Source organism: Bacillus sp. BSL6, assembly GCF_052928345.1.
The window spans coordinates 311411-336516 of record NZ_JAVGCW010000001.1 but is presented as its reverse complement, the minus strand read 5'-3'; the positions used below and the strand labels follow the sequence as shown (position 1 = coordinate 336516).

25 protein-coding genes, 1 pseudogene and 1 other annotated feature are annotated in these 25106 nt (G+C 35.2%); of the genes and pseudogenes, 5 read left to right on the top strand and 21 right to left on the bottom strand.

The annotated features are described in order from the left end of the window. Positions 1-63: 63 nt before the first annotated feature. From RCJ96_RS01930 to RCJ96_RS01915, 4 genes are all read right to left on the bottom strand, one after another. Positions 64-840, bottom strand: coding sequence for an enoyl-CoA hydratase (locus tag RCJ96_RS01930; RefSeq protein WP_000911295.1), 777 nt, complete (start codon positions 838-840; stop codon positions 64-66). A gap of 11 nt (positions 841-851) precedes the next feature. Further along, positions 852-1439, bottom strand: a complete 588-nt coding sequence (locus tag RCJ96_RS01925) for a TetR/AcrR family transcriptional regulator (protein ID WP_000742222.1) — start codon at positions 1437-1439, stop codon at positions 852-854. 106 nt (positions 1440-1545) lie between these two features. Continuing rightward, on the bottom strand, positions 1546-3231 hold the full coding sequence (locus tag RCJ96_RS01920) for a long-chain-fatty-acid--CoA ligase (RefSeq protein WP_316148841.1): 1686 nt from the start codon (positions 3229-3231) through the stop codon (positions 1546-1548). Positions 3232-3420: 189 nt separating this feature from the next. Next, positions 3421-4206 carry a BclA C-terminal domain-containing protein gene (locus RCJ96_RS01915; protein WP_316148842.1) on the bottom strand — a complete coding sequence of 262 codons (786 nt, stop codon included), beginning with the start codon at positions 4204-4206 and terminating at the stop codon, positions 3421-3423. A 183-nt stretch (positions 4207-4389) separates the two neighbouring features. Here RCJ96_RS01915 and RCJ96_RS01910 point away from each other — a divergent pair. Further along, positions 4390-4722, top strand: a pseudogene (locus tag RCJ96_RS01910) (iron chelate uptake ABC transporter family permease subunit); the annotation flags it as partial. 113 nt (positions 4723-4835) lie between these two features. After that, the gene (locus RCJ96_RS01905) at positions 4836-5339 is read left to right on the top strand and encodes a DinB family protein (protein WP_316148843.1); all 504 of its coding nucleotides are present in this window, start codon (positions 4836-4838) and stop codon (positions 5337-5339) included. 63 nt (positions 5340-5402) lie between these two features. Here RCJ96_RS01905 and RCJ96_RS01900 read toward each other — a convergent pair whose 3' ends face one another. From RCJ96_RS01900 to RCJ96_RS01870, 7 genes are all read right to left on the bottom strand, one after another. Next, positions 5403-6095, bottom strand: a complete 693-nt coding sequence (locus RCJ96_RS01900; RefSeq protein WP_270795608.1) for an ABC transporter permease — start codon at positions 6093-6095, stop codon at positions 5403-5405. A 26-nt stretch (positions 6096-6121) separates the two neighbouring features. Continuing rightward, a complete protein-coding gene (locus tag RCJ96_RS01895) occupies positions 6122-6991 on the bottom strand; it encodes a DUF4097 family beta strand repeat-containing protein (protein ID WP_316148844.1) in 870 nt (289 codons plus the stop codon). A 37-nt stretch (positions 6992-7028) separates the two neighbouring features. Then, complete coding sequence (locus tag RCJ96_RS01890) at positions 7029-7733, bottom strand: ABC transporter permease (RefSeq protein WP_270795611.1); 705 nt, start codon at positions 7731-7733, stop codon at positions 7029-7031. Positions 7734-7767: 34 nt separating this feature from the next. Then, the gene (locus RCJ96_RS01885; protein WP_000931774.1) at positions 7768-7929 is read right to left on the bottom strand and encodes a hypothetical protein; all 162 of its coding nucleotides are present in this window, start codon (positions 7927-7929) and stop codon (positions 7768-7770) included. Continuing rightward, on the bottom strand, positions 7922-8845 hold the full coding sequence (locus tag RCJ96_RS01880; protein ID WP_087968427.1) for an ABC transporter ATP-binding protein: 924 nt from the start codon (positions 8843-8845) through the stop codon (positions 7922-7924). Before RCJ96_RS01880 ends, RCJ96_RS01885 begins: the two co-directional genes overlap by 8 nt. Before the next feature lie 125 nt (positions 8846-8970). Beyond that, a complete protein-coding gene (locus RCJ96_RS01875; RefSeq protein ID WP_316148846.1) occupies positions 8971-9906 on the bottom strand; it encodes a HAMP domain-containing histidine kinase in 936 nt (311 codons plus the stop codon). A 1-nt stretch (position 9907) separates the two neighbouring features. Further along, entirely contained in the window at positions 9908-10600 is a 693-nt protein-coding gene (locus RCJ96_RS01870; RefSeq protein ID WP_074607607.1) for a response regulator transcription factor, read from the bottom strand. A 168-nt stretch (positions 10601-10768) separates the two neighbouring features. Here RCJ96_RS01870 and RCJ96_RS01865 point away from each other — a divergent pair, with 168 nt between their 5' ends. Together RCJ96_RS01865 and RCJ96_RS01860 are read left to right on the top strand one after the other, a co-directional pair. Further along, complete coding sequence (locus RCJ96_RS01865; RefSeq protein ID WP_446699716.1) at positions 10769-10942, top strand: hypothetical protein; 174 nt, start codon at positions 10769-10771, stop codon at positions 10940-10942. Then, entirely contained in the window at positions 10943-11137 is a 195-nt protein-coding gene (locus RCJ96_RS01860; protein ID WP_074607606.1) for a YwbE family protein, read from the top strand. Between the two features lie 38 nt (positions 11138-11175). Here RCJ96_RS01860 and RCJ96_RS01855 read toward each other — a convergent pair whose 3' ends face one another. Both RCJ96_RS01855 and RCJ96_RS01850 read right to left on the bottom strand, forming a co-directional pair. Continuing rightward, entirely contained in the window at positions 11176-12375 is a 1200-nt protein-coding gene (locus tag RCJ96_RS01855; protein ID WP_074607603.1) for a class I SAM-dependent rRNA methyltransferase, read from the bottom strand. Between the two features lie 89 nt (positions 12376-12464). Next, complete coding sequence (locus RCJ96_RS01850; protein WP_000230341.1) at positions 12465-14255, bottom strand: cation:proton antiporter; 1791 nt, start codon at positions 14253-14255, stop codon at positions 12465-12467. Between the two features lie 343 nt (positions 14256-14598). Here RCJ96_RS01850 and isdG point away from each other — a divergent pair, with 343 nt between their 5' ends. Then, positions 14599-14922, top strand: coding sequence for a heme oxygenase (isdG, locus tag RCJ96_RS01845; RefSeq protein WP_000587815.1), 324 nt, complete (start codon positions 14599-14601; stop codon positions 14920-14922). A gap of 65 nt (positions 14923-14987) precedes the next feature. Here the strand turns inward: isdG and srtB are convergent, their stop codons facing one another. From srtB to RCJ96_RS01805, 8 genes are all read right to left on the bottom strand, one after another. Then, positions 14988-15752 (bottom strand): class B sortase, encoded by a 765-nt coding sequence (gene srtB, locus RCJ96_RS01840; RefSeq protein ID WP_270795618.1) that lies wholly within the window; start codon positions 15750-15752, stop codon positions 14988-14990. Between the two features lie 31 nt (positions 15753-15783). Further along, positions 15784-16554 (bottom strand): ABC transporter ATP-binding protein, encoded by a 771-nt coding sequence (locus RCJ96_RS01835; RefSeq protein ID WP_074610112.1) that lies wholly within the window; start codon positions 16552-16554, stop codon positions 15784-15786. Further along, a complete protein-coding gene (locus RCJ96_RS01830) occupies positions 16544-17527 on the bottom strand; it encodes a FecCD family ABC transporter permease (RefSeq protein WP_074610110.1) in 984 nt (327 codons plus the stop codon). The genes RCJ96_RS01835 and RCJ96_RS01830 overlap by 11 nt, the downstream gene beginning before the upstream one ends. Before the next feature lie 27 nt (positions 17528-17554). Then, positions 17555-18436 carry a heme ABC transporter substrate-binding protein IsdE gene (gene isdE / locus RCJ96_RS01825; protein ID WP_139302892.1) on the bottom strand — a complete coding sequence of 294 codons (882 nt, stop codon included), beginning with the start codon at positions 18434-18436 and terminating at the stop codon, positions 17555-17557. 69 nt (positions 18437-18505) lie between these two features. Beyond that, positions 18506-21211: an NEAT domain-containing protein gene (locus tag RCJ96_RS01820; RefSeq protein ID WP_316148970.1), complete on the bottom strand. Its 2706-nt coding sequence runs from the start codon at positions 21209-21211 to the stop codon at positions 18506-18508. 51 nt (positions 21212-21262) lie between these two features. After that, positions 21263-21988 carry a heme uptake protein IsdC gene (gene isdC, locus RCJ96_RS01815; protein WP_074610104.1) on the bottom strand — a complete coding sequence of 242 codons (726 nt, stop codon included), beginning with the start codon at positions 21986-21988 and terminating at the stop codon, positions 21263-21265. Between the two features lie 499 nt (positions 21989-22487). Beyond that, positions 22488-23813, bottom strand: a complete 1326-nt coding sequence (gene brnQ6 / locus RCJ96_RS01810) for a branched-chain amino acid transport system II carrier protein BrnQ6 (RefSeq protein ID WP_074610102.1) — start codon at positions 23811-23813, stop codon at positions 22488-22490. A gap of 113 nt (positions 23814-23926) precedes the next feature. Then, positions 23927-24182 (bottom strand) — a binding site (T-box leader). Positions 24183-24290: 108 nt separating this feature from the next. Then, positions 24291-24980 (bottom strand): 23S rRNA pseudouridine(2604) synthase RluF, encoded by a 690-nt coding sequence (locus tag RCJ96_RS01805; protein WP_074610099.1) that lies wholly within the window; start codon positions 24978-24980, stop codon positions 24291-24293. Positions 24981-25106: the final 126 nt, after the last annotated feature.

Sequence of the window (25106 nt, the reverse complement as noted above, 5' to 3'; positions counted from 1 at the left end):
GTTTTTCAGAAAGATTCTATCAATTTTAATTTTCTGTTAATTTATATTAAAAAAATAATTGAACTACCTGCCGCTAAATGAAGGCTTACGCTTTTCTAAAAATGCTGCGACACCTTCTCTTCCATCTTCACTCGTAAATACTTCACCAAAGATTTGAGCTTCGCGTTGTACACCTTCATAATAATGAGACGATTTCGTCGTTTGCAATAACTCTAGTACAGCACGAGTCGTCGCTGGGCTTTTTCCAGCAATCTGTTTTGCAACTTTAAGCGTATCATCTAAAAATGTTTCTTCAGCAAAAACTCCGTTAACTAGTCCCCATTTTAATGCTTCTGCACCAGTAATCGGTGTACTTGTTAACATCATTTCACAAGCTTTCGCTTTCCCAACATAACGTGGTAATCGCTGTGTACCTGCAAATCCAGGAATTAATCCAAGTGTTAATTCAGGTAAACCAAGTTTTGCACTTTCAGTTGCAAAGCGCATGTGGCAAGACATAGCAAACTCAAGACCGCCGCCAAGTGCCGCTCCATGAATTGCCGCGATAACTGGTTTTGAACATTTTTCAACGCGCTCAAACGTAACTTGTCCAAGCTGCGCTAATTCAGTCGCTTGCTTCGCTTCAGTAACAGATGTAAATTCTTTAATATCTGCTCCCGCCGAGAAGAAGCGCCCTTCACCGTGAATAACAACAACACGAATGTTATCATCCTTCTCCACTTGATCAATTAATTCAGTAACGTCATGCATAACTTGTGAAGACATCGCGTTAGCTGGCGCATGATTTAACGTAGCCACCGCGATATGATCTTCAACTCTTACAGATAGGAATTTCAACATGATCCCTCCCATTATTGACGATAACCACAAGCTGCAATAAGTAGCCCATGTACCGTTTTTGAAAGTGCGACCAGATCATACTTATGATCGCTCATTACCCAATTGGTCACAACTTCATCTACTGTTCCAAAGATCATTTGTCTTGCCACGCGAACATTTAAATCCGCTTGGAATTCACCTTGCTTTATACCTGTCTCTAAAATCTCATCAATAACTTGTAAGTAGCCTTTTAATACTTCATTTATTTTTAGGCGTAAGTCTTGATTGGACTGTCTTAGCTCTAATTGCGTAACGATAGCAAGAGGATCATTTTGCGACAACAGCAAGAAGTGCGTTTCTACCAACATGAATAACTTCGATACAGCGCTTTCAATTCCTGCTGTTTTTTGACGAATTGTTTCGACAAATTCTCCCATCTTCTCTTGGAATAAGGATATTAATATATCTTCTTTATTTTTAAAATATAAATAAATCGTGCCATCAGCTACCCCAGCTTGCTTTGCTATTTTAGAAACTTGCGCTTGGTGGTACCCATTCTCCGCAATCACAATGACTGCCGCATCAATAATTTGATTGTATTTCGGTCTATTTTTCTTCACTTTACTGTCCCCTTCAAGAAGATGACTGAATGAATAGTCATTCATATTCTTATAATACTGACTATTTAGAAAAGTGTCAATCCCATTTTTTCAAAAAGAAAGGGCCTTAGCCCGTTTGCTCATCCTCATTCTTTCTTTTCTCTTCCTCAATTAGGACACGGCGCAAAATTTTCCCAACTGTCGTTTTCGGCAGTTCATCTCTAAACTCATATACTTTCGGAACTTTATAGGCCGCTAAATATTTACGAGCAAACTGATTTAATTCTTCCTCAGAACACTCCGTACCTTCTTTTAACACAACAAACGCTTTAACTGTCTCTCCCCTATACGGATCAGGAACTCCAATCGTCACTACTTCTTGCACTTTTTCATGCTCATATAATACCTCTTCTACTTCACGAGGATACACATTAAATCCGCTCGCAACAATCATATCTTTCTTACGATCTTTCACATAGAAAAAGCCATCTTCATCCATGTAGCCAACATCCCCTGTATGGAGCCATCCATCTTGCAGTACAACTGCTGTTTCTTCTGGCTTATTCCAATACCCTTTCATAATTTGAGGGCCTTTTACTACAATTTCACCGATTTCTCCCGGTGGTAATGCCTCACCAGTTTCAAGCGACATAATCATTGCTTCTGTATCTGGCCACGGAACTCCAATGCTACCTGGCACTCGCTTTTCCCATAAAAAATTACTATGTGTAACTGGAGATGATTCTGTTAAACCATATCCCTCTACTAGTTTACCCCCTGTAACTGTTTCGAACTTTTCCTGTACTTCTACTGGTAGTGGTGCTGATCCACTAATACAAGCACGAATAGACGAAATATCGTATTCTTTTAAAAGCGGGCTATTTAAAAGAGCGATATAAATAGTTGGTGCTCCTGGAAACAATGTCACTTTATGCTTCTTAATCGCTTCAAAAACCATTTTCATATCAAATTTTGGAATAAGAACCATTTTGTATCCTTGCATAATACTTAAATTCATAACAGCCGTCATGCCGTACACGTGGAAAAATGGAAGAACCCCAAGAACGACTTCTTCTCCTTCTTTGCAATTATATAACCATTGAACTCCCATCAAAGTGTTAGAAACGAGGTTTTTATGCGTTAACATAACGCCTTTCGGAAATCCAGTTGTTCCTCCTGTGTACTGTAAAAGAGCTAGATCATTTTCAGGATCACAAGGCACCTCAACACCTGTATTCACTTCTTTTTCTACTGAGTTCCAAAGGTGAATCGTTTCACTCTCTGATACTTTCACAACTAAATTTGACTGTTTTTTCTGCACAAATGGATACAATAGATTTTTAGGGAAGGGCAAAAAGTCCGCAATACGAGTTACGATAATATGCTCAATTTTTGTAGCAGATTGAACATTCGTTACTCTTGGGAACACTAAATCGAGGCAAAGAATGACTTTTGCTCCCGAGTCATGAAGTTGATATTCTAATTCTCTTTCTGTATATAATGGATTTGTTTGGACTACGATACCTCCCGCAAGTAATGTACCGTAATAACCGATTACAGCTTGCGGACAATTCGGCAACATAATAGCAACTCGATCACCTTTTTCCACACCGAGCTTTTGAAGATAATTTGCAAATCTCTTCACCTTATCATGGAAGACCGAAAATGTAATATCCTTGCCCAAAAAGTGAAGCGCTTTCTTTTCTGGATAGCGAGAAGCCATCTGTTCTACATATTTATGAAGCGGCTGAATATCATAAGAAATCGTACTCGGAATTTCCTCTGGATAACTTTTCAACCATGGTTTTTCCACCTTCATTCCCCCTTCAAATACATAAAAAATAAATGAATGTTCATTCATGATGGTTGTTTTCATTATATTATAGTCACCATAACGTTACAATCATAATATTCTGACTTTTATATAACTATGCTTTACTTCATTAACTTCTTATTATATGTAGAATCTCTCCGAATCTTAAAAGAGTAAGAGAGTTATTATTCAACTTAACCTTATTATCGTTAACACAGCTCCTGGTGTAGTTGTTGATAATGTTGCAACAGCTAACAAACCAAATAGTTGCAAACTAATAGCATCTCCTGCTGCAAGAGTTGTAATAATTGTTGCGCTAAATGATGTAGTTGCTAACGCAGGAGAATTGATCGTTCCAGCAAGTGGTGCTCCATTAATTGTAATACGAGAACTGACTAATAATGAAGCCGTTATATTAATCGTATATGAAATATAATAATTCCCAGCATTTGCAACCGTAAATACTGTATTTCCCCCGGAAACAGTAATACCAGGACCGATATTTTGATTATTCGGAAGCGGGACATTCGTTCCACCGAGAAGTACCGATATCGCTGTTCCCGACGTATTATTTGCAAATGCATACGTCGCCGTGATACTTGTACCTGTAGCTCCGGTTGCCCCCGTTGAGCCCGTTGGACCTGTTGATCCCGTTATTCCTGTCGCTCCGGTTATTCCTGTCGCTCCGGTTATTCCTGTTGCTCCCGTTGGACCTGTTGCTCCCGTTGGACCCGTTACTCCGGTTGGGCCTGTTGCTCCCGTTGCTCCTGTCGCTCCTGTTGGACCTGTTGCTCCCGTTATTCCTGTCGCTCCGGTTATTCCTGTTGCTCCCGTTGGACCTGTTGCTCCCGTCGGACCTGTTGGACCCAGCTTAGGGACTGTCCCATCGCAACTAAAACAGCATGAATCAACATGTACACCATTTTGATTATTACACCCACAATATCCATTTATATTATTTCTCCATGAAGACATGTTGATCACTTCCTTTACTTCGATCTTTTAAGTACAATCATCTAGTTAAAAAACACCTATCTAACTAACAAAGAAATAATTTACTTAATAGGATAAACACAGATACATTCCATAGATTCTAGTAATTATTACATGCAATTTGCTCTCCTTTTGCTTGTACTTTCGCCTCATCTCCACAGATTATTAGTTGAATCACTCGGGCAATCAGTAAATAAAACACGCCTTGCTCTCATTGTGTTAGCAATACTACTTGCATCTGTAAATATCGCAGCTGTCGGTACGATTGCCTTTCTAGGTCTTGTTGCACCTCACTTAGCACGAATCGTCGTTGGTATGAATCATCAAAGATTATTCGTTTGCTCCGCACTATTTGGAGCAATCCTTCTTGCCATTGCTGACTTACTCGGACGAACAATTGCATACCCGAAAGAAATCCCTTCTGGTCTTGTCGTTGCTGTACTTGGAGCACCTTATTTCTTATGGTTGATGAGGAAGAGCGAGACGAAGGTTGGTTAGTTAAAAAGAGGCTTCTTATATGAGAAGCCTCTTTTTGTATTCGTTCACTTAACTAAAGGAAACTATCTTTTTTTCACGAATGTAACCTATGAACATAACTAGGAGGGATAAATATGTACCAAACTATTGAAGGCTTCTTACAATCGTGGACATACGAGGCTGAATCTACTCAAAAGATGCTCGATGTACTAACAGATGAATCTTTGTCACAAGAAATTGCACCTGGACATTGGACGTTAGGCAGAGTTGCTTGGCATATCGTGACGGCAATTCCAGTTATACTATCTGGTACGGGACTTAAATTTGAAGGAGAAACGAAAGATTATCCTGTACCAACTTCAGCAAAAACAATTGCAGATGGGTATCGTAAAGTGAATACGGCTTTTGTTGAAGCACTTCAAAGCGAATGGACGGATAAAGACTTAGCTACTATCAATGACTTCTTTGGTCGTCCTATGCCAAATTCTATATTTTTAATGACACTTATTAATCATCAAAATCATCACCGTGGACAAATGACAGTTTTAATGCGGCAAGCTGGCTTAACAGTTCCTGGCGTATATGGCCCCGCAAAAGAAGAATGGGCTGCCGCTGGAATGGAAGCACCTAAAATGTAACTACAAAAAAAGACAAGGTGTTTACCATCTTGTCTTTTTCTGTAACTTGTTTCATGTGAAACTTTATAATGCATCTTCACTCTCTATATTTTTAATGCCGTAATATGCAATCACTACTCCAATTGCTGCCAATGCTAGTTGAAGAGGAAGAAAAGTTGCTGTAGAAAACGATGGGTTGCTATTCATTGCAATTGAGACAACGATAAGAGATGAAACAATTGTAGTTGGCACGGAACGTTTACGCATTCCGAAATATAATGGGATTAAACTCATTCCCGCAGTTGCAATGGCTAAAGGAACTAGTTTTATTCCTTCTTGCATCAATTGATCTACTGTGAATGAATTAGGAAGAATTGAAAAATAACTATCTATCCCAAAGAAAATTCCTACTACTAAAATGTTAGATACAATAACTGTTATAAATGTTACTATCGCTGTAATAGCCAACTTACTAGCCATCATTTTCTTTCGGTTAATAGGATAAGAAAACATAAGTAGTATTGTTTTATCTTTATATTCACCAATTATTAACCTTGCGATTAACACACTACCAAAAATAATAAACGTTGCTCTTACTATTGCGCTAGCCATTAACAATATCGTCTCTGGATTCCTTATTTCTGCATCACCTTCTACTTGAGCGATGATGCTCACAAAGATCATTAATGCCAGTATAACAATATTCGCAATAATTGCTCTCTTCACGTACCAACCAAGCTTAAACTTTTTCAATTCTAGCTTCATTAAATGTAGCATGATAGTGTCCTCCTTCCTCCTAAGATTTAATCAATATAAATGACTCCTGTTTCACTTAAAATCTTCGCTTCATTTTTTGCATCACCAATCGTTCCTACTTTTATTTTTTCTGTATTTTTATCTTTCTTAAATCCTTTTAAATCCACTATTACGTCAGTCAACTTACTTTTAGCCGTAAGTTGTAAAGAAGTCGGAACCCCTTTATATCGTACGCCAATATCCCCTGATTTTGTTTCTATAAATAATGATTTTCCTTCTGTCATATCTTTCAACAATACTTCCCCAGATATTGAAGTGATGTTCATATTTGAGTTACTTACATTTGTTATATAGTTATCACCAGTCGTAGACTTTATATTTAATTCTTGTACTGAACTATCTTTTACAACTAACTCTCCACTTTGCGATATGAATTCACCTTTCTCGGCTGATAGCCCTGCAATCATTCCATCTCCAGACTTGCCTTTTGTCACAATACTTTTTACTACTATATCGTTTATTTTCACATCACCCGATTTATTATTTACTACAATTTTGTCTATTTCTTTCTTCGGAATAGCTATAGATATACTATTTTTCTTCCTAAACGTAAAACCATTAAAAAATTTGGTCACCTTTTGTTTTTGCTTAATCAAAATTTTATTTTCGTCATTTTCTATTTTGACGGGATCTATCTCTTTATCTACTTGTTGACCTTGAGCAGAAATTACTATTTTATTAGCGTCTGTACTTTTAAATTCAATATTCCAGTTTTCATTGTCTACTTCTATTTCTTTTATATTATTGATCTCAAAAGACTTTTCTTGCTTAAAATCTTTCCACTGAAATACCTTAATACCAAAAACTACACTAGCAATTGTAATGAATAATATTGCAATTACTATCATTTTTTTCATTATTCATACCCCAGTTCGTTTTTGTTTTAAGCTTACTTCACGCCACATCGATCTTGTCGATTTTACGAAATGATAGATAACTAATGAAAATTCCTAATAAACAGAGCACGATTGGAATAGCTATAAAATCAAACATACTTACTTGACCGTTTCCAGCACCAACGTTACCACTAATCAGCATACCAATTATTACTGCTGAAGTAATCGTTGTCGGTGTCGATTTCTTTCTCATTCCAAAAAATAAAGGAATTAAGCTTATACCTGATATCATAAATGCACTTATAACAGTACCTGGAACGGTAGCTATTATTTCACCTATCGTAGCAGGTGTTTCAATCAGTCCCATCATTGGACTCACAAAATATACGAGCAAACTAATAATGAAAGTAGCGATAATCGTGCTCACAAAACAAAAACAAAAAACAATTGTTAATTTCGCACTCATTAACATTTTCCTTTGCAGCGGATACATAAATGATAGTTGAATCGTTTTATTCTTATACTCATCAATTACTAAACGTGATAAAATGACCGAACTAAAAATAATGAATGTTATTCTAATAAAAATATTTGCTAAAGCCATGTTCTGTTTGAAGTCAGAAAATAGCATGTCTTCCTCGGCTTTCATTCCCCATGCCATAAGGCTCACTACAGTGAAAATTGCTATAATACAAATTGCTACACTTTTAAAGTAACTAGATAATTGATGTTTCTTCCATTCGAGTTTCATTAATTTAAACATACAAACCACGCCTCCATTCTTTATATAACTGTCTCTACACTGCTAACATTCTAATTCCAGCAGTAACTACGCTTAACATTCCTATCATTAGTAAAATTAACAACCATTTCCGCTCTGGTTTCCTATAATATAAAATCCCGCTTATGAACATTACGACCAATCCACTTACTAGATTCACTAACAATCCATTAAGCATGAATGCCCTCTCCATCCATTACATTTAAGAAATATTCCTCTAAGGAACTATGTTTCTTATTCATACTTTCTATTTCCACATCGTTCATAATAAGTGCTTTTGAAATAGCTTGCTGAGACACTGCCGTATCATACACACGAATCATATTTCCGCTCATTATTTTATAATTTTTTATACCAAGTTTATCTTCTAAAATGTAAGCTGCACGCTTCACATCAGGAACAGTAATTTCAATGTACTCTGTTTGTTTTCCGTTAATACTCTTCATTGAAACTTCTTTTATTAGTTTTCCATTTTGAATGACACCAATTGTATCCGCCATTAATTCCATCTCACCTAAAATATGACTAGAAACTAATAATGTAATACCATATTCTTTGCAAAGCATTTTAAATAAGTCTCGTAACTCTTTAATACCAATTGGATCTAAACCGTTAATGGGTTCATCTAAAATGAGCAGTTCTGGCTTTGTTACGATTGCCCTTGCAATACCGAGTCGTTGTTTCATTCCTAATGAAAAATCTTTTACTTTTTTATTATCTATCCCTTGCAGCTTCACTAAATGTAAAGCATGGTCAATTTCATTTTTATCGTAATAGCCCATATATTCACAATGTAATTCTAAGTTTTCTTTCGCCGTTAATTTATCATAAAAGATTGGATATTCAATAATCGTCCCCATTCTTTTTAATACTTCATAAGATGTATCTGTTAACTTCTCACCGAAAATTTCAATCTCACCGCTCGTCGGTTTTATTAAATTTGTAATCATTTTCATAATCGTTGTTTTACCAGCACCATTCGGTCCTAAGAAACCGTATATCTCTCCTTTTTTCACATGCATGTTAACGCTAGAAATAACTTCTTTCCCTTTAAACACTTTCGTTAACTGATTCGTTTTTAATATATAGGTCATGCCACTTTCCCCTTTCGCACTACTTTATATTTCTATAATAGACAACGGAAATCTCTTTTTTCTTACCCGTTTCTTACAAATTTCTTACGCTGAAAAAAAGCTTGTAGAATCTACTTCTCTACAAGCTAAAACTGCATCTTTTTTAATGCAACTGTAAAAATTGTTTTTTCATACGGCTTACTAGAAAGATGAATTTTTCCATCCATCGCTTCCACAAGTCTTTTTGTAATCGTTAACCCTAAACCGCTTCCTTGGTACAATCTATTTCTTGAATCTTCAAGTGTGTACATACGCTCGAACACTTTATCAATATGCGATTCATCAATTCCTTTTCCTGTATCCCATACGTCTATATACACATTCGTTTCATCATCTCTTAACGTCATACCAAGTGTCTTTCCATCGTCTCCATATGTAATCGCATTTGATATAAAATTGTTCAATACCCTACCTAATACTTCTACATTTCCAAGTGCATATATATTTCTTTCTGGTATATCAATATGAACATGAAAACCTTTCGACGTCACTAAATCATAAAAAGATAAAATCTTCTCACGACAAACTTCATTCATATTCACTTTTGTCATCTCGATTGCTTTGTCACCAGATTCTAATTTTGCTAAATCAAAAAACTTATGAATTAGTTCCATTACTTCTAGTGTTTTCACATGCACCTTTTCAAGTAATATTTGTTGTTCTTCTTTACTCATCGTTTTATCCTTATTTAACATTTCTGTATATCCAAGAATAACTGTTAGCGGTGTTTTCAAGTCATGTGAAATATTTGAAAGCATTTTTCTCATCGAAATTTCTACTTTCGCATGATCAGCATTCGTTTTCTGTTTCGCATCTAACAATTGATTAATTGCCACTAACAATTTTTGCAATTCCAGATCATCTGTCATAACAAGTAACTTCTCGCCTGTTTTTTCATTTACAATACTTTCTAACTTTTCATATGTGTATCGCAAATTTTTGCTACTATTTTTCCTCATTTTATATTGTATATAAATGACACATAACAATATAAAAATAATACCTATTAACAAATTAATCATATTACATCACTTCCAGCTTATAGCCGATGCCCCATAACGTTTTAATATATTCTGGATTAGATGGATCACTTTCGATTTTCTCACGCAACCTTCTCATATGAACATTAATAACGTTATCGTCACCGTAATACTCTTCGTTCCAAATTAATGTATATATTTGCGCTTTTGTAAATACACGATTTTGATTCTTTACAAACAGTTTTAAAATCTCAAATTCTTTTAAAGTCAGTTTCAGAGGCTTCCCGTTTTTTTCCACAGTAAAATTAATTGGATCAATCGTTAAATCACCAATTTGAATCGTCTTTTCTGTTGTTTCTGTAGCCGAATATTTCGTAGACCTGCGAATACCTGCTTTTACACGCGCCGCCAATTCAATCATAGAAAATGGCTTGCAAATGTAATCATCTGCTCCAAGTCCTAATCCAACAGCTTTATCAACATCTGTATCTTTTGCTGACATCATTAAAATCGGTACTGCACTTTTTTCACGAATAATACGTACAACTTCTAATCCGTCTAACTTCGGCATCATAATGTCGAGGATAATCAAATCAAATGAACCTTTTAAATATGTGTTTACCCCTTCTTCTCCATCAGATGCGATTGTAACTTGAAAGCCCTCTTTTATTAAATACTTTTCCACCATCTCTTGAATTGAGAGATCATCTTCAACTAATAAAATATGATGTGACATATGTCTATCCCCTTTTTACAAACGTTAACAATTCAATTGTATCGTAACTACTACAGACTTGAAACAAATATATGAATTTTCAAACCAACTTCCCTTCCTTCCTTAACAATGATATGATGAAACTCACTACGATTGTTCATAATTAACTTTATATAAAGGAGACTTATCATGTCAGAAAATAAAAAAGTAAGCTTAGCTGATTTAATGCACGAACAACTTGCAAAGAAAAAGCAAGGTAACGGTAATGGTCAAAATGCCAAAAACCAAAGCCAAGAAACAAAAAAATTACAAAACCAACAAACGAAAAAGACAAACAACCAACGTAGACGTACAGGTGTATAAATGAACGGACAAAAACGTTCTAATATCGCACCCGGCCTTGAAGTTGATATTGTATTAAAACAAGATCAACGCACCGGCAAATTAACACGTGGAATTGTAAAAGATATTTTAACGAACTCCTCTTCTCATCCGCATGGCATTAAAGTGCGATTGCAGGACGGGCAAGTCGGTAGAGTACAAAATATCGTTCAATAAGAAAAGGAGCTCAAGTAAACTCGAGCTCCTTTTCTTTATTACCCTTTAATTTTCTCGATGAAAACTACTTTTAAATAGTCTCCTTCTTTAAATTGATCAATTGTACGGAAATCTTCTGGTAAAGAATGTTCTTCTAATATTTTATATTTACCATTCATTTCTTTAAAGGCCGTATCAATAAAGCCTTTAAACTTTTTCATATCGAATGCACTACAATTTGTAGAAGCAACGATAATACCGTTATTTTCTGTAATGGCAATTGTTTCTTTTAATAAATTTTTATAATCTTTTGCTGCACTAAATGTATATTTTTTTGAACGCGCAAAGCTTGGAGGGTCAAGTACGACCATATCAAATTTCATTTTTTTCTTCGCTGCATATTTGAAGTAAAGAAATACATCTTCTACAATGATATCTTGCGCTTCATAATCAACTTCATTTACACTAAACTGCTCAATCGTTTTACTTAAACTACGATTTGCAAGGTCGACACTCGTCGTTTTGCTCGCTCCGCCAAGCGCTGCAAATACAGAAAAAGCACCTGTATAAGAGAACATATTTAACACGGTTCTTCCCTTCGCATATTTATCACGAATTTGTTTTCGCACGTTACGTTGATCTAAAAATACCCCAACCATCGCTCCGTCATTTAAATAAACAGCGAAGTTCACACCATTCTCTTTTACGATAAGTGGGAACTCACCGCGCTCTCCTGCTACGAAATCATCGCCTTCAATGTATTTCCCTTTCGTATCAAAACGCTTCTTCTCATAAATACCTTTAAAGTTTGCTACTTTTTGAAGAGCTGCTATAATCTCATCTCTGAAAGTATAAATCCCTTCGCTATACCAGCTCACTACATAATAACCGTCATAATAATCGATGATTAAGCCGCCAAGACCATCACCTTCACCGTTTAGGGCGCGGAATGCTGTCGTATCACTTGATTTGTAAAATTGCTTTCGTTTATGTAAGGCAGATTTTATTTTACTTTCAAAGAAAGATTGATTAATTTGTTCACTCTCTTTTCTCGTTAAAATCCAACCGTAACCTTTATTTTGTTTTCCATAATAACCTTTTCCGACAAAGTTGTTCTTCTCATCTACTACTTTGATGATTGTCCCTTCTTCACGAACATCGTTTAGATTTTGAATCGCATCTTTTAAAATAAGCGGGTATCCACTTTTAATTTCTTTTATAAATTTCGGTTTTATTTTTACAGTTACTTCTGATCGCATATAAAAACTTCCTTTCCATTTGCATGCTTTCTTTATAGGAAGCACTTAAAAAACGAGACTGAAAAACAGCCTCGTTTCACTATACCATATTATTGCTTTGCTAGTACAACTAGCTCATCCCCTGGCATAACAGCTATATATTTATACAATGTTGAAAAAGTAAGACTACCATCTCTATGGCGAATAAATAGTATTAAATCCTCAGAATCGATTTCTTCTTTATTAATCTTTTGTTCTTCTGCAACTTGTATCGTTTTAAACGTATAACCATCTTCAATTTTTCTATTTAATTCTTCATAAATTTCATTTTGACCAAACAGTAAATGAGCTTTTTTCGAAAGGGAAATGCGTTCTTGTTCAATCTTTTCCACATCATGGATTGGAAGTAAAAATGTATTATGATGTCCAAACTGCGGTACGTATGTATTTGCGACTAATACATTATAAGAATCCGTATCTGTAACTGCAATTAAGTATTCATACTGATTCATATCAACTTCAAATTGTAACTGTTCAGAGAGTACTTGACCATTATATGTATTAAGCCCTTTCACCTTTGCACATTGCAAATGCTCTTCTGATACATCTACAATTAAGCTCGGAATACCCATCTCTTTACAATGCAATGCAAAAGCAGATGAGAATGTACTCGCACCTGAAATTAAAATTCCTGGTGGCTCCGTATTCGCCAATCCTAATCTTTTCGCTAAAAATCCAATTGAAAATCCATGAGCACAAACGGTCGTAATAACGAGTGCAAATGTAAGTGCCGTTAATATAGAAGCATCTTTATAACCTTCTTGTAATAACTCCGTCGCAAAGTAACTTGAAACCGTTAATGCAACAATACCTCGCGGCGCAATCCATCCAACTAGCGCCCGTTCTGCTTTTGTTAACTCTGTGCCGATTGTCGATATCCAAATCGATAAAGGGCGTACAACAAATAGCATCATAAGTACGAAGCTTATAATAGGCCAGCTGAAAATCTCCATAATCGTTGTTCTTGGAAGGGATGCTGTTAATATAATAAAAACAGTCGACGTTAGTAGCACAGAAATATTTTCGTTAAAATGACGAATATCACCGATAGAAGAAATATATTTTTTCATCCGCGCAAGCGTAATCCCCATTACAGTTACAGCTAGCATACCTGTTTCATGCATCACTTCATCCGCAATGCCAAAGCATAACAGTACCGTAACTAGCAAAATTGGGGCTTTTAAATATTCTGGTACTTTTCCCTTTAAAATCATATAGCTCATAAAAATACTAAATACATAACCGAGTACCATTGCAAATAATGAACCTGCAAAGAAATACAACAACGTATGTAATTGTACATTTTCTTTCGTTAAGAAATTTACAATTTGAAAGGCGAATACAGCAAGTAAAGCTCCAAATGGATCAACGATAATCCCTTCCCATTTTAAAATTGCTGCTGTTCTTGGTTTTAATCGCGCTTGGCGTAACAACGGAATAATTACCGTTGGACCTGTCACAATAAAAAGTCCTCCAATAATAAATGCAACCGCCCAATCTAATCCAGCGACGTAATGAGCTGCAAGTGAGCCAGCAATCCACGCGATAAACGCACCAAACGTAACGATACGAAATACTGGTTTTGATAGCCCCCTCAGTTCACGTATATCTAAACTTAAACTACCCTCAAACAATATAATCGCAACAGAAAGTGATACGAGTGGACTAAAAACATCTCCAAGCACCTCTTTTGGATTAATAATACCGAAAACCGGACCAATTAATAATCCAGCAACTGCCATAACAACAATCGCAGGGAGCTGGAAGCGCCATGCAGTCCATTGTGAAGCAATACCTAATGTAATAATAATAACGATACTAAGTAAAAGTGATTCAACCATAATGCCCTCCTTGTTCATAGTATTGCGACAGCAAAGTATAAACCATACTTTACTTCTATATATTTTCGATTGATTCTATTTGCATAATATATAACTAAGTTAAATATATAGTCAACAGGAGGATATTATACTACATAAAGTGAAACTTTAATCAGCCCGCCCTCCACCTAACTTCTTCGCTTTCGCTAAATTTTGAGATGGGGGGCTTACTGCCCAACAAATAGCGGGATTAAAAATATTATCATAATTTAAGATTACCATTGACAATGATAATGATTTTCATTATCATTTAATGTATATGAATTCTCGAAAATAAAGGCTACAACTTATAGGAGGAATAAACATGATTATTGTTACAAATACAGCTAAAATTACAAAGGGAAATGGACATAAATTAATTGATCGTTTTAATAAAGTAGGTCAAGTCGAAACAATGCCAGGATTTTTAGGATTAGAAGTTCTTCTAACGCAGAATACAGTTGATTATGACGAGGTAACAATTAGCACGCGCTGGAATGCAAAAGAAGATTTCCAAGGTTGGACAAAGAGCCCAGCATTTAAAGCTGCTCACTCCCATCAAGGCGGAATGCCAGATTATATTCTTGATAATAAAATCTCTTACTATGATGTAAAAGTTGTACGTATGCCAATGGCTGCAGCACAGTAAATATATTTCTTTTTTAAAGTATAGAATAGGAGAAGCGTTACCACTTCTCCTATTCTATACTTTTTTTACTGTCTTTTTACTAGTTTCGCATGTACGACTAACCTTCCTGCTTCCGGATCGAGTGCATAGTCACACGTCGAAAGTGTTACAATTTGATCACTTGCTGTTACTGTTGTATCCGTTTTATACAACGATTTTTCTTGAATTTTCTCCAAAAATGATGTGTATTCCGTATCACTGCTAAAATCCGTTTCAATGTAATAAAAATCAGTTGTTGTTGTATACACCGAGAACACTTCAAGATCATATCCTTCAAATAATGTATCGTAATATAATTTACGATGTGACATAAAGAAATCTTCATCTAACATTTTCTTTAAACTTCCAAACATAGAACCATCTTTCATACGGTGACCATATAAAATAGTATTTCGATTTTGAGATTTCACATCATTACGATAGTCCATAAAGATGCTTCCTGCTCTCATATCTTCCCCTTTATAATTACGAAATAAATAGTAATCATTGTCTTTCGCTTGAACGATTGGATAATTAATTTGTGTATCATCCATCGTAATCCAGCCAACTATTTCTTGGTTAATTTGCTGCAGAGCTTTGAACTGTTTACGTACTTCCCCGTCTTGTGATTGCTCTTCCATCGGACTTTTTTCATAAATATTTTGTGCTTCGGCCATTACTTTACGATTTTCATAGTAATCCATGAAAATATCACCTAATTCATATACTGAATAGAAAAAGGTACCTAAAAAAACAACTGTAAGTATTCGTTGAAAAAAAGAATTCTTCTTCCGTTCTTTTTGACTACTCAAATTATCACCTCAAAACGGATTGTTCGCATATTTAAATACCCATTGGGACCATATACAATCCTGTATCTTCATCTTGCTTTACAACGACATCTACACCGTATATCGCCTTTATCATACTTTCTGTCACAACGTCATCCGGCTTACCTTTCGTAACAATCTCGCCATCTTTCATAACGATGATGTGATCACTATAGCGAATTGCCTGATTAATATCGTGTAATACCATGACGATCGTCAATCCATGTACTTCATTTAACTCTTTTACTAACTCTAATATTTCAAGTTGATAATAAATATCTAAATAGGTTGTCGGTTCATCTAAAAAGAGTATTGGTGTTTTCTGAGCTAACGTCATGGCAATCCAAACACGTTGTCTTTCTCCACCAGATAAAGCATGAATTTCTTTATCACGTTTACTTAGTAAATTCGTACATGCTAAAGCCCTTTCGATCGCTTCTCTATCTTCATCCGTTTGCGAGGAAAAAATATTTTTATGAGGCATACGACCAAAACTTGTTAATTTCTCTACCGTCATATCTGCTGGTGCTTCATTTTGTTGATGGACAACGGCTAACTTTCTAGCAAACTCTTTCGGTTTATATTGGCTAATTGCTTTCCCATCTAGTATGACCTCTCCGCTACGAGGATCATGATTTCTTGACATCACGCCAAGTAATGTCGATTTCCCGCAACCATTTGGACCAATAATTGTTGTCACTTTACCAATTTCTATTTCACTACTAACCGACTTTAATCGATCCGTTACATTATCATACGAAAAGGTTACATTTTTAATTTCCATGAACTTTATCACTCTTTCTAAGCAAGAATATTAAGAATGGGCCACCAATGACTGCCATAATTGTTGCTGCTGGAATTTCATTAGGTGGCACAATTAACCTTCCAATCGTATCCGCCGTCAAAATTAATAACGCTCCTGCAAGAGCAGAAAATGGAATTAATACTTTATGATCTGAACCGACTAATTGCCTTGAAATATGCGGAACGAGTAATCCTACAAAAGCAATAACACCTGCAATCGCTGTTGATACTGCTGCTAAAAGTACTGCAATAGCAGAGATGATAAGACGAACTCTCGTCACGTGCAAACCTAAGTTTTTCGCAGTCTTATCTTGTAGCGATAATAAGTTACACCAAGCTCCTACAAACAGAGCAAGAACCAAACCAATTGTTCCATACGTAACCATTATTTCTACATCGCTCCACGTCTTCATCGTTATATTAGAAGTCGTCGTTTGCTTAATACTCTTAATGAAATATCCACAAATCGTAATGAACGATTCATTTAATCCAGTAAACATCGCATTAATAGCTATACCAACTAAAATAATACGAAGTGGACTTAACCCTGACTTCCATGAAAAGGCATAAACGAGATAACACGCAAACGCACCACCTAAAAAGGCGAATACTGGTGTCCAGAAAAAGAATTGCGGGAACAACGTTATAATAACAAGTGTCATAAAACTTGCTCCTGAAGATATCCCGATTACCCCAGCATCAGCGAGTGGGTTTTTCATAACAGCTTGAAAAAGCACACCTGAAACAGCAAGAGCTGCTCCAGTGAATAACGCAATAATAATACGCGGGAAACGTAAATCTTTAATGACCTCAACATCTTCATTTCCACCTGTAAATATCCCTTGTACAAGTTCAACAATACCTACTTCTAAACTCCCTTTCATCGCTGACAATGATGTCATAACGATAAGTAATGCAGTAACAATGAGGAAACTCCAAGTTTTTTTATTCATTTCACTCTTCCTTTATATGAAAATGCATCACGGATACATCATTTTTTTCAATTCATCTAACGCTTCGATTGCTGCTAAATTTCCTGTCGTTCCAAATAAACGCTCTTCTAAATCGTAAACACGATTATTTTTAACTGCAGCGAAGTGTTTCCAAATATCATTTGTTTTAAATTCTTTATCAAACATTTTTACAACTTCATCAGGCATACCATGAGCTGCTCGTAAAATAATATCCGGATCAGCTTTCTTTAAATACTCTGTATTAGAAGCTAAATATTCTACTTGTTCACCTTGTACAATATTTTTACCACCTAGTTGTTTCACTAAATCACCAATATAGGAATGCTCTGTTGCTACTAAATAACTCCCCGGCACCCCTAATAAAATAAGTACTGTCGGTTCTTTCTTTCCCTTTACTTCTTTTTGAATGCTAGCAACCTTTTTATCTAACTTCGTTACAACTGCTTCAGCTTGTTTCTCACGTCCATATTGCTTACCTAAATTACTAATGGCATTTTGCATATTTTTTAAACTAGTTAAGTCTACAAAGTTTGCTTTCATACCTACACCATCAAAAACTGGCTTTAATTCATATTCAAGTGTTGTAACAGATAATACTTCTGACGGCTTTAATGACTTTACCTTTTCCATATCAGGACTCATCGGATTCCCGACTTCAGGTAAACCTTTATATCGCTTCGGTAAGGTTTTAGAACTAGTTGGAACACCAACTAAATCTACCTCTAACGCATCCATAATTTCAGTAACAGCGACTGTCGTTGCAACAATTCGCTCTTTACTTTCACTCTTTACTTGCTTCGCGGTTTCTTTTTTAGGTGATGAGCACCCAGCTATACTCACTAATAAAATGATAGCCATTAGTACACTTGCAATTTTCTTCACTCTCAATCACCACTCCTTTCCAAACAATATGAAACAAGTCTTGATGCACGCGAACATGCATCAAGACTCCAAAAATTACAATCTACCTGCTCTATATTTACGAACTAGTAAAGCAAGTGAACCTAGCAGTAACATCATGTATAAACCAAGTTGTGCTGTATCTGCAGTTTTTGAGTTTTTCTCTTTTTTCGAATCATTATTTGTAGCTCCGTTTTTCTTTTTACCATCTGCATTTCGGTTAAAATCAGGAGTTCCTACTGTTTTTACATTATCTACTTTTGGTGTAGTTACTGGTTTTTTCGGTTCATTCTTTGGCTCTTCTTTTACCGTTCCTACAGCGCCAATCTTCGTCGTATCAAATTGAATTTGTACGTCGTAGAAATGATGGTAATTCATTGAATCGATATCTACTTTTACTTTTGCATTTAATTTTGCAAATAAATCATTAGCTTCAAATTCTACGACTCTTGTATTGGCAGCCTTATCTTCACTTACTACTTTTGCATCTGCAAATCCACCATTATTTTCTGTTTGGAACTTCGTAATCCAGTCACTATTTTTCAGTGTCATTGCAACATACTTCTTGCCATCTTTCACTGTTAATCTTGCTGGACTTACAACATATTGATTCATCATTGAAATTTCTTCTGTCTTATCTTTTAACACTTTAAAAGCAATATCGTACTGACCATCTTTTAAATTTTTCGGATCAACTGTTGGGTTTTCATTTAGATTATTCGTTCCATCTTGGTTGTTACTTCCACCTTGGTTGTCGTTTCCGCCTTGGTTGTCGCTTCCGATTTGATTACCATTACCATCTTGGTTAGTATCTCCACCTTGGTTACCTAAAGCTTTAATACTTCCTTTATCGAATGCAAATTGAATATCATAGAAATGATGATAATTCATTGCATCGATATCTACCTTCACTTTTGCATTTAACTTTTTCGATAAATCAGCTACTTCCACTTCTACTACTCTTGTATCTTTCTCTTTATTTGTACCTAATACTTGCGCATCGACGAACGCACCATTCTTTTCAAACTCAAACTTCGTAATCCATGAGCTATTTGTTAATGTGAAGGATACATATTTCTTTCCATCTTTCACTTTTAATACACCTGGATTCTTCGTATATGTGTTCATCATTGAAATTTCTTCTGTTTTATCTTTTAACACTTTAAAACCGATACTGTATTCACCGTCTTTAAGAGCGTTTGGATCAATTGCTGTGTTATCGTCTTGGCTGTCGTTTCCGCCTTGGTCGTTATTTCCACCTTGGTTGTTGTTTCCACCTTGGTTGTCGTTTCCGCCTTGGTTATCGTTTCCATCTTGGTCGTTATTTTCGCCTTGATTGTTGTTTCCGCCTTGGTTGTTGTTTCCACCTTGGTTGTTGTTTCCACCTTGGTTGTCTAACGGTTTAATGCTACCTTTATCAAATGCAAATTGAATGTCATAGAAATGGTGATAATTCATTGAATCGATATCTACTTTTACTTTTGCATTTAACTTTTTCGATAAATCTGGTACTTCTACTTCAACTACACGTGTATCAGCTTTTTTATCTTCACTTATTACATTTGCATCAACAAACGAACCATTTTTCTCAAATTCAAATTTTGTAATCCAAGAACTGTTCGTTAACGTAAATGATACATACTTCTTACCATCTTTTACTTTTAGCACACCTGGACTTTTTGTATATGTGTTCATCATTGAAATTTCGTCTGTTTGATCTTTTAACGCTTTAAAATTGATGCTGTATTCACCATCTTTAATTGTTTCAGCATCTGGTTTTTTATTTTCATCTGGTTTTTCTACTTCCGGTTTTTCTACTTCTGGTTGTTTCTCTTCATTTTTAATTTGTTCAAGTTTATCTTGTTCAAATAAAAGTTGTACATCATGCGTTTGTTTATAATTTCTTGATGCCATCTCAATAAATACTTTTGTATTTAGTTTTTTTGATAAATCAGCTACTTCGAACTCTACTACTCTTGTATCTTTTTCTTTATTTTCACTCACTACTTTTGCGTCAACAAATGCACCATCTTTTTCCGTTTGGAAATTTTTAATTAATGAGCTACTTTTTAACGTTACAACCGCTTTTTTCTTACCATTTTCTACTTTCAATACTCCTGGATTTTCCATGTAACTATTCATTTTAGATTCTTCATCTGTTTGATCTTTTAACACTTTGAAAGGAATGCTGTACGCACCATCTTCAATTGTGTTAGAATTTGGTTGTTGATCTGGGTCAGGCTTTTGGTCGGGCTTCTGACCTGGATCCGTAGTTTCATTTGGATCTGGCTTATTAGCTGGATCCTCTTTTTCATCTGGTTTTTCTACATGAATTGGTGTAATGCTATTTTGATCAAATGCAATACGAACATCATATTCATGATGATAGTTCAGAAAATCAATATCTACTTTTACTTTCGCTTTTAATATCTTCCCTACATCTTCCACATCGAATTCTACTACTCTTGTATCTTTTTCTTTATCTTCACTAATTACATTTGTCTCAACAAGTTGACCTGCTTTGTCTGTTTCAAATTTCGTAATCCATGAACTATTTTTTAATGTAAAGGACACTTTCTTTTTCCCATCCTTCACTTTTAAAGTTCCTGGACTTACAGAGTATTCATTCATCATGGATACTTCATCCGATGCATCTTTAAGAACTTTAAAATCGATTGAGTATTCGCCGTCAGCTAATTGAGTAGCCGCTTGAACTGCAAGTGGTTGTAGTGTTGATACGAATGTAAATATCATTAAAAACATAGTAACAACGATCTTAAGATACCTGTTCAATGAAATAACGCTCCTTTTTATTTATTTACTAAACTTCACGTTACGAATTAAGAAAACACCTGAAATAAGAATTAACACCGCAAATAATCCGATACGTGCTTCATCGCCTGTTTTAGGATTATCTGTTTTTTCAGCTTTACCATTTTCATTTTTTGTATCTTTATTTGTTTCTTTGTTCGCTTCTTTTGTTGTTTCTTTATTCTCTACTTTTGTTTTCTCTTCTTTGACTTGTGTACCTGTTTTCGTTTGATCATTGTTTTTTGTTGTAGCAGCCGCGCCGTTATCTCCACCTACAGCTTTTACATTTGCATCAAAAGCAAAACGAATTGTGTAGTGGTGGTCATAGTTTGCACTTGGTACGACAACATGAATTTTTACTCCTAATGGTTTTGATAAATCATCAATTTTAAATTCAACCGTTCTTTTATCAGCAGCCTCGTCCTTGCTAACTACTTTTGCATCAACAAAATTCCCGTTCTCAGGAGCTTTAAATTCTGTAATCCAAGCACTGTGATTCATTGGAACTTGAACTTTCATCTCACCATTTTTCACAACTAGCTTAGCTGGTTTTTCAAAATAATCATTTGCCATTGAAGCTGAATCATTTTCCGCTTTTTGAATGACATAGTTAATGTCATACGTACCGTCAGCTAGTTGTGCTGAAACTTTCCCATATGGCATGATAAGAAAAGCTAGCATACATACGAACGTTATAATAAAAGCGGGTAATACAGAAATCTTTCTCATTTGGCTTACTTCCTCCTTGTTTATCTTTCATCCCTACTTTTTTTGAAAATGATAATTATTCTCATTTTGTTAGAAAAAAATAATAATCTTCTATCATTATTTAATTGTAGTTTATTTATGTAATGTAGATATTACTGATTATCATTCTCACTGTATGTTAAAAATAATACCCCTCCCTATTCTTTATAAAGAGCGATTCGTATTTTAACATAAGTCTCTATTTCTCGTTGATTATCATTCTCAATAAAGCTCAAAAAAAATAAAACTAACCATTTTTCTACTCTATCACCTCTATCTACCAAAATGATATCGTTATAGAAAATCTTATACCTTTCACTCCTCACTTTCCTTCCAATATTTCCACAACTAAGTCAATCTTAGCCTACTCATAATTTTTTTGTCAACTATATTACGTATAAAACTTTAAATATCTGAATTTCCTTATATGTGGCTTTTTCTACAAAAAAAGAGGCTTTCTTTCATAGAAAGCCTCTTTTCTCTATTTTTCTACAGCAACTTCTTGCTTTTGAAACAATGAAATGACATATCCAATTACAATACCTACTAGAGCAGGAACGAACCAACCAATCCCAACACTATATAATGGAATTTTATTTAAAATTGGTGTTAATGCTGCAATCTCAAGATTTGCATTGTGTAATCCATCAAAGAAGCTAATCATGAATGCTCCTACAATACCACCTACATACATGACTAAAGGAAGACGAATATAGTTTTCAACCAGTGATAATATAATTAGCACGATACCAATTGGGTAAATTGCGATTAAGATTGGTAATGCTAATGCATTTAACTGAGTTAAACCAAGATTCGCTACCATAAATGCTAATACACAGAAAATGAAAACAACTTTTTGATAAGAAAACTTCGGTAATAAAGAAGAGAAATATTCTCCGCAAGCTGCGACAATCCCTACTGAAGTTGTTAAACATGCTGCTGAAATTGCGATTCCTAATAATAAAGTTCCGTAACTACCGAATAAATGATTTACAACGTTTGTTAAAATAATTCCGCCGTTTGCTCCCATTCCAAGAGAGACACTAGAAGCTCCAAGATAAGCAAGCGCTAAGTAAACGAGTAGTAAACCAAGTGCTGCAATAAACCCTGCAAAAATTGTTACTTTTGCAATGCTATTTTTATTTGTAATACCTTTTTCTTTTAACGCATGAATTACAACATTTCCGAATACAAGTGCTGCAAGTCCATCTAAAGTTAAATATCCGTCAATAAAACCTTTAAATAGCGGAGCACTATATGCTTCTGTTGGTGCACCAAATTCACCCATTGGTGTAATAAGTGCTTTCACTACAATAATTGCAATAACAGCTAATAAAATCGGAGTTAATACTTTACCGATGCGGCCCACTAATTTTGATGGGTTTAAAGCTAAATAAAAAGTTACAGCAAAGAAAATAAATGTAAAGATAACAAGTGGGTACGATTGACCAGCTATCTCACTTGGTAAGAACGGTGCAACACTCATTTCATAAGCAACTGTTCCTGTACGCGGCACGCTTACGAATACACCTAAACATAAATAAATTGCAGTAATAAAAACTAGTGCGAATATAGGGTGTACACGCCCTGCTAACTCATTAATATCTCCCTTTAAAGCTATAACGATAACTCCTAATAAAGGCAATCCAACGCCTGTTACGACAAAACCAAACAACGCAATCCATACATCTGTTCCAGCGCCTTGTCCTAATGCTGGTGGAAAAATCATATTACCTGCACCGAAAAACAGTGCAAATAACATTAAACTTATTGCAAACATCTCAGAAAACTTTAAAGATGATTTCATTTCTACTAACCTCCTAATTTAAATTTAACAAAATATTCTGAATTAAAATCCGTCATATATCCTCTTTCAAGCATACTTCCCCGTAAAAGAACGCAAAAAACACCCGTCCCTAACAAAGGGACGAGTGTTGAAATCGTGGTTCCACCCTTATTCTAATAAAATGAATTTATAACGAAATAAGCTCATTTTATAGCTCGTGTAAATTGATAACGGTTTTATCCGCCAAGAATTACAATGCATTATACATGCAGTTCACTCTTGAAGTTTAGAGGTGGTAAGCTTGTCTTTTCGTATTAGGAAGCTCACAGCCTAAGGCTTCCCTCTCTGAGAATCGTAAAAAACAACTCATGTCCTCATCATTACTTTTATAAAATATCTTGTCGAAACTTGTTGTTTTTTATTATATGGGCTATTTTTTAAAAAATCAATAGTTTTATTTTTTCTGACAAAAAAATATAGGGAGAAAATTTTCCCTCCCTATAACTGCCCTATTAAAATTTCTAACTCTTCAGCTGTAACGCTCCGCCACTTTCCAACTTCAAGCTCATTTAGCTCTATATTCATAATGCGTACTCGCTTTAACTTTGTTACAGTAAACCCGAAAGCTCGACTCATTCTACGAATTTGTCTGTTCATTCCTTGCGTTAAAACGATGCGAAATGTAGACTGATCCACTCTCGTCACTTTACATGGCTTCGTCATTCCATCTTTAATCTTTACACCGCTGGACATCTCATTAATAAACCAATCTGTAAAAGGTTTATCAACTGTAACAACATATTCTTTCTCGTGCTCATGATCACCGTGTAAAATTTGATTGGCAATCCCGCCGTCATTCGTTAATAAAATAAGTCCTTCTGACGCTTTATCTAATCGTCCAACAGGAAAGATACGCTCTGGGTAATTAATATAATCAATAATATTACCTTCAATATGATCCGCTGCTGTACAAGTAATGCCAACTGGCTTATGAAAGGCTATATACACCTTTTCTTTCTCTTCCTTTACAATAACCCGTCCATCAATCGTTACTACTACATCATCACTTACAATTGCACCGTGCGTACATATTTCGCCGTTAATAGCCACGCGTCCAGCTTTAATAAGGCGATCTGTTTCACGTCTTGAACAGGATTTTGCTTCGCTTATGTATTGGTTGATTTTCATGTTTTATTCCTTTTCACATATATTAAAAGCGTCAATCTATGGCAATATCATTATGCCACGATTGACGCTCGTTTACTTCGCAAAAACAACTAAATAAATAACCCCAATCACCAAAAATATTCCGCA